The sequence below is a fragment of the Pengzhenrongella sp. genome, assembly GCF_036565025.1.
In the GTDB taxonomy this organism is placed as follows: Bacteria; Actinomycetota; Actinomycetes; order Actinomycetales; family Cellulomonadaceae; genus Pengzhenrongella.
In genome coordinates, this window is sequence record NZ_DATCNW010000044.1 from 1 (window position 1) to 9,240 (window position 9,240).

Annotated in this window: 10 protein-coding genes and 1 tRNA gene; 6 read left to right on the plus strand and 5 right to left on the minus strand. The window is 69.7% G+C overall.

Features of this window, described 5'->3' with window-relative positions; all coding sequences use genetic code 11:
* Window positions 1–146: 146 nt before the first annotated feature.
* From VIM26_RS02210 to VIM26_RS02220, 3 genes are all read left to right on the plus strand, one after another.
* Window positions 147–929: a TSUP family transporter gene (locus tag VIM26_RS02210; protein ID WP_331948694.1), complete on the plus strand. Its 783-nt coding sequence runs from the start codon at window positions 147–149 to the stop codon at window positions 927–929.
* Between the two features lie 163 nt (window positions 930–1,092).
* Window positions 1,093–2,364, plus strand: coding sequence for an aspartate kinase (locus VIM26_RS02215; protein ID WP_331948684.1), 1,272 nt, complete (start codon window positions 1,093–1,095; stop codon window positions 2,362–2,364).
* 5 nt (window positions 2,365–2,369) lie between these two features.
* A complete protein-coding gene (locus VIM26_RS02220; protein WP_331948685.1) occupies window positions 2,370–3,443 on the plus strand; it encodes an aspartate-semialdehyde dehydrogenase in 1,074 nt (357 codons plus the stop codon).
* 46 nt (window positions 3,444–3,489) lie between these two features.
* On the opposite strand, the gene VIM26_RS02225 is transcribed toward VIM26_RS02220, so the two are convergent.
* The 5 genes from VIM26_RS02225 to VIM26_RS02245 form a co-directional block, all read right to left on the minus strand.
* Window positions 3,490–3,981 carry an NUDIX domain-containing protein gene (locus tag VIM26_RS02225; RefSeq protein ID WP_331948687.1) on the minus strand — a complete coding sequence of 164 codons (492 nt, stop codon included), beginning with the start codon at window positions 3,979–3,981 and terminating at the stop codon, window positions 3,490–3,492.
* A gap of 265 nt (window positions 3,982–4,246) precedes the next feature.
* Window positions 4,247–4,468, minus strand: coding sequence for a hypothetical protein (locus tag VIM26_RS02230; protein ID WP_331948688.1), 222 nt, complete (start codon window positions 4,466–4,468; stop codon window positions 4,247–4,249).
* A 162-nt stretch (window positions 4,469–4,630) separates the two neighbouring features.
* A tRNA-Pro gene (locus VIM26_RS02235) sits at window positions 4,631–4,704 on the minus strand.
* Between the two features lie 53 nt (window positions 4,705–4,757).
* Window positions 4,758–5,681 (minus strand): metallophosphoesterase, encoded by a 924-nt coding sequence (locus VIM26_RS02240; protein ID WP_331948689.1) that lies wholly within the window; start codon window positions 5,679–5,681, stop codon window positions 4,758–4,760.
* A gap of 8 nt (window positions 5,682–5,689) precedes the next feature.
* Window positions 5,690–8,104 (minus strand): transglycosylase domain-containing protein, encoded by a 2,415-nt coding sequence (locus tag VIM26_RS02245; protein ID WP_331948690.1) that lies wholly within the window; start codon window positions 8,102–8,104, stop codon window positions 5,690–5,692.
* A 206-nt stretch (window positions 8,105–8,310) separates the two neighbouring features.
* On the opposite strand from VIM26_RS02245, the gene VIM26_RS02250 reads away from it, so the two are divergent.
* From VIM26_RS02250 to VIM26_RS02260, 3 genes are read left to right on the plus strand one after another with little or no spacing between them, the layout of a single operon-like run.
* Window positions 8,311–8,583 (plus strand): WhiB family transcriptional regulator, encoded by a 273-nt coding sequence (locus tag VIM26_RS02250; protein WP_331948691.1) that lies wholly within the window; start codon window positions 8,311–8,313, stop codon window positions 8,581–8,583.
* 24 nt (window positions 8,584–8,607) lie between these two features.
* The gene (locus tag VIM26_RS02255) at window positions 8,608–8,766 is read left to right on the plus strand and encodes a hypothetical protein (protein ID WP_331948692.1); all 159 of its coding nucleotides are present in this window, start codon (window positions 8,608–8,610) and stop codon (window positions 8,764–8,766) included.
* Complete coding sequence (locus tag VIM26_RS02260; protein WP_331948693.1) at window positions 8,766–9,236, plus strand: RidA family protein; 471 nt, start codon at window positions 8,766–8,768, stop codon at window positions 9,234–9,236. The genes VIM26_RS02255 and VIM26_RS02260 overlap by 1 nt, the downstream gene beginning before the upstream one ends.
* Window positions 9,237–9,240 lie beyond the last annotated feature (4 nt).

Genomic DNA, 9,240 nt, shown 5'->3' on the forward strand with positions numbered 1-9,240 from the left:
GACATGGCTAGAACCTAGGGGAGCGGGCGCCGCCGACGCGACCACCGATAGGGGGAGCGCGCGCGCAGGCGGGAGATAATCGGCGTCGTGCCTGCTCCTGCGGTTGTTCCCGCCCCAGCCCCGTGGCCGACGACGCCGGACGCCGGATGACGTACGCCGGCGTGGAGCTCACCACCCAGACGGTCTTGCTCCTGGTGCTCGCGGGCTTCCTCGCCGGGTGGGTGGACGCCGTGGTCGGCGGGGGAGGGCTGATCCAGCTGCCCGCGCTGCTGCTGGTCCCCGGGATGAGCCCGGTCCAGGCGCTCGCGACGAACAAGCTCGCCGGATTCATGGGCACGTCGGTCAGCGCGGTCACCTTCTACCGACGCGTGCGGCCCGACCTGCGGACCGCCCTGCCCATGGCGCTCGCGGCGCTGGCCGGCGCGGGTGGCGGGGCGGCCCTGGCGAGCCTGCTGCCGCCGGGGGTGTTCAAGCCGGTGATCCTCGTCGCGCTCGTGCTCGTCGCGATCTACACGATCGCCCGCCCGAACGTCGGCCAGGCGACGGACCTGCGCTGGACCGGTCGGCGGCACGTGGGCGCCGCGGTCTGGCTCGGTGCGGCGATCGGCTTCTACGACGGGCTGCTCGGGCCTGGCACCGGGACGTTCCTGGTGATCGCGCTGGTCGCGGTCCTCGGGTACGCGTTCCTCGAGGCGTCCGCGAAGGCCAAGATCGTCAACGCCGCGACCAACCTGGGCGCACTGGTCGTCTTCGCGCTGCAGGGCGCGCCGCTGTGGAAGCTCGGGCTAGTCGTCGGGGTCGCGAACGTCGCCGGCGCGTACCTCGGTGCCCGGATGGCGGTCGCCCACGGCAGCCGCTTCGTGCGCATCGTCTTCATCGTCATCGTGACCGCCCTCATCGCCCGACTCGCCTACGACCTGCTCACCTGACTCCGCCGAGAGTGGAGTAACCGCCCTCTGAAAGCGCTTTCCCAGGGCCGTTACTCCACTCTCGGCGGATCGGGGTTCTCGGGATGTGAGAGTCCTGGGGTCCAGATCGTGGAGCGTTCTAGAATCGGCCCCCCGAACGTCCACTGGAATCGGAGCTCGTACCGTGGCACTGATCGTGCAGAAGTACGGCGGATCGTCCGTCGCCGACGCTGACAGCCTCAAGCGCGTCGCGAAGCGGATCGCCGAGACGAAGCGCGCGGGCAACGAGGTCGTCGTCGTCGTGTCGGCCATGGGCGACACGACGGACGACCTGATCGACCTCGCCGGCAAGATGACCGACCTGCCGCCATCGCGTGAGATGGACATCCTGCTGACCGCCGGCGAGCGCATCTCGATGTCGCTGCTCGCGATGGCGATCGCGGACCTCGGCATCGAGGCGCACTCGTTCACCGGCCAGCAGGCGGGCGTCATCACCGACACCACGCACGGCAAGGCCCGGATCATCGACGTCACCCCGAGCCGCATCCGGTCCACGCTCGACGGCGGCTCGGTCGCGATCGTCGCGGGGTTCCAGGGCGTCACGCAGTTCACTAACGACGTCACGACCCTGGGTCGCGGCGGCTCGGACACGACGGCGGTTGCCCTCGCGGCCGCGCTCTCCGCGGACATCTGCGAGATCTACACCGACGTCGACGGCATCTTCACGGCGGACCCGCGCATCGTGCCGAACGCGCGGCGGATCGACCGGATCAGCTACGAAGAGATGATGGAGATGGCGGCGAGCGGCGCGAAGGTGCTCGGGCTGCGGTGCGTCGAGTACGCGCGGCGGTACGGGGTCCCGGTGCACGTGCGCTCGTCGTTCTCCGGCCGCGAGGGAACACTTGTCACGGACGAGATCGAGGAAGGCGGAACCATGGAAGAGCCGATCATCTCCGGCGTCGCGCACGACCGCAGCGAGGCCAAGGTCACGGTCGTCGGCGTGCCGGACGTACCCGGCAAGGCCGCGAAGATCTTCGAGGTCGTCGCCGGCTCCGGCGTCAACATCGACATGATCGTGCAGAACGTGTCGGCCGCCTCGACGGGCCTCACGGACATCTCGTTCACGCTCCCTGCGACGGACGGCCGCACGGCCAACGCGGCGCTCACCGAGGCGCAGGACGAGATCGGCTTCGCGACGCTCCAGTACGACGACACGATCGGCAAGATCTCCCTCATCGGGGCAGGCATGCGCTCGCACCCGGGCGTCTCGGCCAAGTTCTTCTCGGCACTGAGCACCGCCGGGGTGAACATCGAGATGATCTCGACCTCCGAGATCCGGATCTCCGTCGTCACGCGCGCGGACCACCTGGACGCGGCGGTGCGCGCGGTGCACTCTGCGTTCGGCTTGGACACTTCAGAGACCGAGGCCGTCGTGTACGGCGGGACCGGACGGTGAACGCGGTGATCGAGAACAACAAGGGCCTGCGGGTCGGCGTCGTCGGCGCGACCGGGCAGGTCGGGGCGGTGATGCGCGCGATGCTCGAGGCGCGCGACTTCCCCGTCGCCGAGATCCGGTTCTTCGCCTCGGCGCGCTCCGCCGGCACGACGCTGCCCTGGAAGGGCGCCGACGTCGTGGTCGAGAACGCCGAGACGGCCGACCCGACCGGGCTGGACATCGCACTGTTCTCCGCGGGCGGCGCGACGTCCAAGGCGCAGGCCCCGCGGTTCGCCGCGGCGGGCGTCGTCGTGATCGACAACTCCTCCGCCTGGCGGATGGACCCCGACGTCCCGCTCGTGGTGCCCGAGGTCAACCCGACCGCCGTCGACGACGCGCGCAAGGGCATCATCGCCAACCCGAACTGCACCACCCTCGCCGCGATGCCGGTGCTCAAGGTGCTGCACGACGAGGCCGGCCTCCAGCGCCTCATCGTGAGCACCTACCAGGCGGTCTCCGGCAGCGGCCTCGCGGGCGCCGAGGAGCTCGCGAGCCAGGTGCGCGCCGTCGTCGGGCAGGACCTGATCTCCCTGGTGCACGACGGCGCCGGGGTCACCTTCCCCGAGCCCGTGAAGTACGTGCGCCCGATCGCGTTCAACGTGGTCCCGGTCGCCGGGAACCTCGTCGACGACGGGTCGTTCGAGACCGACGAGGAGCAGAAGCTCCGCAACGAGAGCCGCAAGATCCTCGGGCTGCCGGCGTTGCTCGTCTCGGGCACCTGCGTGCGCGTGCCGGTGTTCACCGGGCACTCGCTGTCGATCAACGCCGAGTTCGCCCGGCCGCTCTCGGTCGAGCGGGCGCGCGAGGTGCTCACGGGCGCGCCGGGCGTCGAGCTGACGGACGTGCCGAACCCGCAGCTCGCGGCCGGCAACGACCCGAGCTACGTCGGGCGGCTGCGCCAGGATCCCGGGGTTCCGGACGGGCGCGGGCTCGCGCTTTTCCTGAGCAACGACAACCTGCGCAAGGGCGCCGCGCTGAACGCGGTGCAGATCGCGGAGCTGCTGGTGGACAAGCTGGCCGGCGCGCGCGCAGCCGGCTGACCCGGCAGGCTGCCCGGCCGGTTCGGCGCGCTGAGTCGGCCGCGCCTCAGGGGCGGTCGAACCAGGTGCCGCGGGTCGGGTCGGCGCGGTAGGCCATGGCCTGCGCGATCCGCGCACGATCCACGTCGGAGATCGGCTCGGGCAGGTCGTCGGCGGGGAACCAGCCGACGTCGATCGACTCGTCGTCGGCGACGTGCGCCTCGCCGCCCACGGCCCGGCACAGGAACATCAGGTCCAGGTACTGCGCGCGGTCGCCGTTGCCGTACACGATGGGCTCCGGCTGCGAGGCGACGGCCACGAGCGCGTCCACGCAGGCCTCGATCCCGGTCTCCTCGAGGATCTCCCGCACGATCGCGTGCGCGGGCTGCTCGCCCGGCTCCAGGATGCCGCTGATGACGGACCACAGCCCGTTGTCCGAACGCCGCCCGAGCAGCAGCCGGCCGTCCTCCTGCACGACGACGGCGCTCACCCCGGGCATCCAGAGCAGGTCGGTGCCCACCTGTGAGCGGAGCTGGACGACGAAGTCAGGGATCGGCATGCCTTGGGAGCCTACTGCCGTGCCGGGGATTCGAGCGCGGCCGGACTGGAACCACGACCCGTTCGCTCAGCGCGCTGTGCCCGTTCGGGATCAGTACCGTGATTCAGGTCACGCAGCGTGCGGCATCGGGAGGTGTCATGACTGACAACATCCAGCCACCCGTCGACGGTTTGGTCAAGGTCGATCCCGCGAGGCCAAAGCAGTCGCACCTCTTCCATGTGTCGCAGACGCTCGACGAGTCCCGCACCCTGAATCCGAGCCCGGTCTACATTTCCCTCGGGCTCGAGCCGTCGGCCTTCCCTGCAGAGCTCGGTGGCTTTCGCGACGGCGCCTCGCCGTTCGCGCAGCCGAAGAGCGTGTCCGAGCTCGTGTTCCACAACGATGACCCGCGTGCGGCGCGCTCCGTGCCGATCCGCGAGATGGACTCGCTGCTCGAGGCATCCATCATCGACCCGGCCGCGCGGGCGCGGATCGCCGCGACGGTCATCGACGTGCTCTCGAACGTGGTCGACCGCGTGGGCCAGACCCGCGGTCTGCTCGTCCCGGTGCTCGCGGGCGGCGGGCGCTTCCAGGTCGACCCGGGGCCGGGCGATGGGCATGACAAAGGCCCCCAACCGAGCGTTTCCGCTGGTCAGGGGCCTCTCACTCGTCGGGGTGGCGGGATTCGAACCCACGACCTCTTCGTCCCGAACGAAGCGCGCTACCAAGCTGCGCCACACCCCGATGAAGCCTCGTCAGCATAGCCGACATGAGGCTCAAGGAGCGAAACGAGAGGCTCAGCTGCCCACGAGTGTGATCAGCGTCGCTTCCGGCCGGCACGCGAACCGCACGGGCGCGTACGGCGACGTCCCGAGCCCGGCGGAGACATGCAGCCACGTCGAGCTGTCCCCGCCCTCCTCGTCGGGCCGCGGACCGGGCCAGCCGTGCAGCCCCTTGGCGCGGCCGGTGTCCAGGTCGCAGTTCGTGACCAGTGCGCCGTAGAACGGCACCGCGAGCTGCCCGCCGTGGGTGTGGCCCGCCAGGATCAGCTCGGCGCCGTCGGCCTGCATCTCGTCGAGGATCCGCGTGTACGGCGCGTGCGTCACCCCCACGCGCAGGTCGATTCCCGACGACGCGCCGTCGGGCACCGGGAACTCGTCGCGCTCGAGGTGCGGGTCGTCGACCCCGACCAGCGCGAGCGTGCGCCCGGCCGCGGTGACGGTGTCGCGCCGGTTGTCCAGGTCCCGCCAGCCTGCCCTGACCAGCTCGGCGGCGAGCTTGTCGGCCGGCAGGGCGCGCGGGCGCGGGACGTCACGGAAGCGGGCGTCGGAGGTCAAATAACGGGCGGGGTTCTTGGCCATGGGTGCGAAGTAGTCGTTCGAGCCCATGACGAACGCACCCGGGGTGTCCAGGAGGGGCTCGAGGGCGTGCAGGAGGGCCGGCAGGGCGTCCAGGTGGGCCATGTTGTCGCCGGTGTCCACGACGAGGTCAGGGCGCAACGTCGCGAGGTCGCGCACCCAGTCGATTTTGCGCTGCTGGTTCGGCACGAGATGCAGGTCCGAGACGTGCAGGACCCGCAACGGGGCCTGGCCGGGCGGGAGCACGGGGATGGTGACCTCACGCAGGGCATACCAGTTGACCTCCACGAGGCTCGCCCACGCGAGCGCTGCGGCGCCCGCGGCGGCGAGCGTTCCCGCAGCGGTCAGCAGGCGCGGCGCCATGTGGGCGCTCAGCCGTTCTTCCCCTTGCGGGTGCCCTTGCTTGGCTGGGGGGCGACGGGCGTCTTGGCAGCCGGCGGGGTGTTCGCCGCCGGACCGGAGGAGATGGTGAGCGTCACGACCGTGCCCACCGCGACCCGAGTGCCGGCCGGCGGCGAGACCGAGGCGACCGTGCCGGCCGCGGTGGTGGACGCGGTCGGGGAGCCCGAGGTGGTCACGTTGAAGCCGGCCGCGGCGAGGACCGCGCGCGCGTCCGCCGGGGCCCGGCCGACGACGTCCGGGATCGAGACCGTCGATCCGGCGAGCACCGCCCCGCTGGCGGGGGTGAACCCGAGGACCGGCATGCCCGCGCTCGCCTGGAGCATGAACTGCTTCCAGATGGGCCCCGCGATGGTCGCGCCGAAGGCCCGGTGGACCCACTTGCCGGCGACGTACAGGTCCTTCATCGGAGTGAAGCCTTCCGAGTGCCCCACCCACACGGCCGTGGCGAGCTGGGGCGTGTAGCCCACGAACCAGGTGTGCTCGTTTTCCGACGTCGTACCGGTCTTGCCGGCCGAGGGCCGGTCCAGCCCGACGAGGGACTTTCCGGTGCCTTCGTAGACGTGACTCAGGCCCTCGTTCATCTGGGCCGCGATGGTCGGGTCGATCGCCTGACGGCAGTTGCTCTTCGGAACCGACAATGACTTGCCGTTGGTGTCGACGACCTTGAGGATCGCGGTCGGATCGCAGTACTTGCCGCCGGAGGCGAACGCGGCAAACGCGTTGGCCATCGCGAGCGGTGCGACCGCGTCGCTGCCGATGACGTTCGCGGGTCTGATCCCGTAGTCCTGCCCGTTCGCCTGGTGAATGCCGAGCGCCTTCGCGCCCTCGAAGATCGCGCAGAGGTTGAGCTTGGTCGCCATCGTGACGTAGCCGGAGTTGACCGAGTTCTTCGTCGCGTCCTGCACGGTCATGACCCCTCCGGGGCCCTCCGCGTTGTGGACGTTCCACGTCCCCCCGCCGATGTTCGTGCACGGGGCGTTGAACTCGCTGAGATGGAAGACGCGAGCCGGTGCATTGAGGACCTCGTTGAGGCTGTGCCCCTCCTTGAGCCATTCCAGCAGGGTGAACGGCTTGAAGGTCGAGCCCGGCTGGAAGCCCTTCGAGCCGCCATAGGCGTAGTCGGTGTTGTAGTTGATCGCGGTCTCCCGCGGACCGGCGGTCTTGAGCTTGGAGAAGATCCGGTTCTGGGCCATCGCGAGGATCTTGCCGGTGCCCGGCTCGACCACCGAGATCGCGGAGGCGAGCCCGGACGGGTCGTTCACCGGGACGCCCACCTTGACCTGGTCGTCGGCGATCTGCTGCTTCTTCGGATCGAGTGTGGTGGTGATGGTCAGCCCGCCGCGGTACAGCAGCTGCTGGCGATCCGCCGCCGTCTTGCCGAAGGCCTTGTCGTTCGTGATCACCTTGGTGACGTAGTCGCAGAAATAGCCGGAGTTGGCGACCTTGTTCGCGGCCATGCAGCCGAGGCCGGTCCGCTGGATGTTGAGGTAACCGCCCTGGGCCTTCGGGGCGACCTTCGCCTTGATCCCGAAGTCGTACTCCTTCTGGGTGATCACGCCCTGGTTCTTCATCAGCCCCAGGACGATGTTCCGCCGGTGCTGGGAGTTCTTGGGGTTCACGACCGGGTCCCACCGCGTCGGGCTCTGCGTCACTCCGGCGAGCGTCGCGGCCTCGAGGTAGTTCAGCTGACTGGCGTGCTTGGTGAAGTAGAACTGCGCCGCTGCCTCGACGCCGTACACCGAGGCGCCGAACTGCGCGATGTTCAGGTACCGGTTGAGGATCTCGTCCTTGGAGTACTTCTGCTCGAGCGCGATGGCGAGCTTGGCCTCCCGGAGCTTGCGGCTGATGCCGGCGTTTCCGCTCGACTCGCGCGCCGCCGCGATCCCCTGGTCGTTGTTCGCCCGGGAGGCGGCCTCGATAAGCACGTTCTTCACGTACTGCTGGGTGAGCGTCGAGGCGCCCTGGAGGTCGGACGTGAGCGCGTTCTTCGCCGCTGCGCGTGCCATGCCGGCCGGGTCGATCCCGCCGTGGGAGTAGAAGCGCTTGTCCTCGGTCGCCACGACCGCCTTCTGCATGATCGGTGCGATCTTGTCGAGCGGCACGACGATCCGGTTCTCCAGGTAGAACGTCGCCAGCACGGTCTTGCCGTCGTTGGCGAGCACCGTGGACTTCTGGGAGAGTGGCTGCTCCTTGAGCGCCGTCGGCAGGTCGTGGAAGACCTTCGACGCCGAGTCCGCCGTCACGCTCACGCCGGCGACGGCGGGCAGCAGGAGACCGGCGGACAGCACCCCGCCGATACCGGCGATGAGCAAGAAGGCGAGGAGGAGGGCGAGTGCCTGGACCAGGTTGACCTGGCGACCGGGAGCAGGGACAGGAGGAGCCATACTCCTCAGCCTACGTGAGGGGTCGGACCGGCCGCGTGGACTCCGCGGGGCGCGGCGTTACCGGACTGAGACCTTGCTGACCAGGACCGGGGTTAGCCTGTTCGAGTGACCGGTCTGGACCGGGTGTAGCGCCCGGACCAGCAGATCGACCATTCTTTGCGGTACACGGGCATCAGGGGGCAGTTGTGCGGGCATTGCTGGAAGACATGAACTGGACGGCTCGCGGTGCGTGCGTGAATCTCGCACCCGATGAGTTGTTCGTGCAGGGGGCGGCGCAACGGTCGGCTCGGGGGGTGTGCCTTGGCTGCAAGGTGCGACTCGAGTGCCTGTCCGATGCGCTCGACAACCGGGTCGAGTTCGGGGTGTGGGGCGGCATGACCGAGCGGGAACGCCGGGCCCTGCTGCGCCGCCGCCCCGAGGTCGAGTCGTGGCACGAGCTGCTCGTGGTGAACGGCGAACCGCCGGAGCCTGCCCACTAGACCCGCCCCATTAGGCTGCGCCCCATGGCCACAACCTGGGAGTACGCAACCATTCCGCTCATCATCCACGCGACCAAGGCGATCCTCGACCAGTGGGGCGAGGACGGCTGGGAGCTCGTGCAGGTCGTCCAAGGGCCCGACGCCGGGCTCGTGGCGTACCTCAAGCGCCCGAAGAACGCCTGATGGGCGCCGTCGACGCGCGCCTCGCAGAGCTCGGGCTGACGCTGCCTTCGGTTGCCGCGCCGGTGGCGGTGTACGTCCCGGCGGTGCAGTCCGGCAAGTTCGTCTACACCTCGGGCCAGCTCCCGTTCGTCGATGGCGCATTGCCGACGACGGGCAAGGTCGGCCTCGGTGCGGGCCTTGTTGACCCGGCCGACGCTGCAGGATTCGCGCAAGTTTCTGCGCTGAATGCCTTGGCCGCAATTGGTGCCCTGATCGGCGATCTTGACAAGATCGAACGAATTGTGAAGGTCACCGGCTACGTCGCGAGCGACCCGTCCTTCACCGGACAGCCTCAGGTCGTCAACGGGGCGAGTGAAATCCTGGGTGAAATCTTCGGGGCCGCCGGGGTGCACGCGCGCAGCGCCGTCGGCGTCGCCGTCCTCCCCCTGGACTCCCCGGTAGAGCTCGAACTCCTCGTCGAGCTCCGCTAACCAC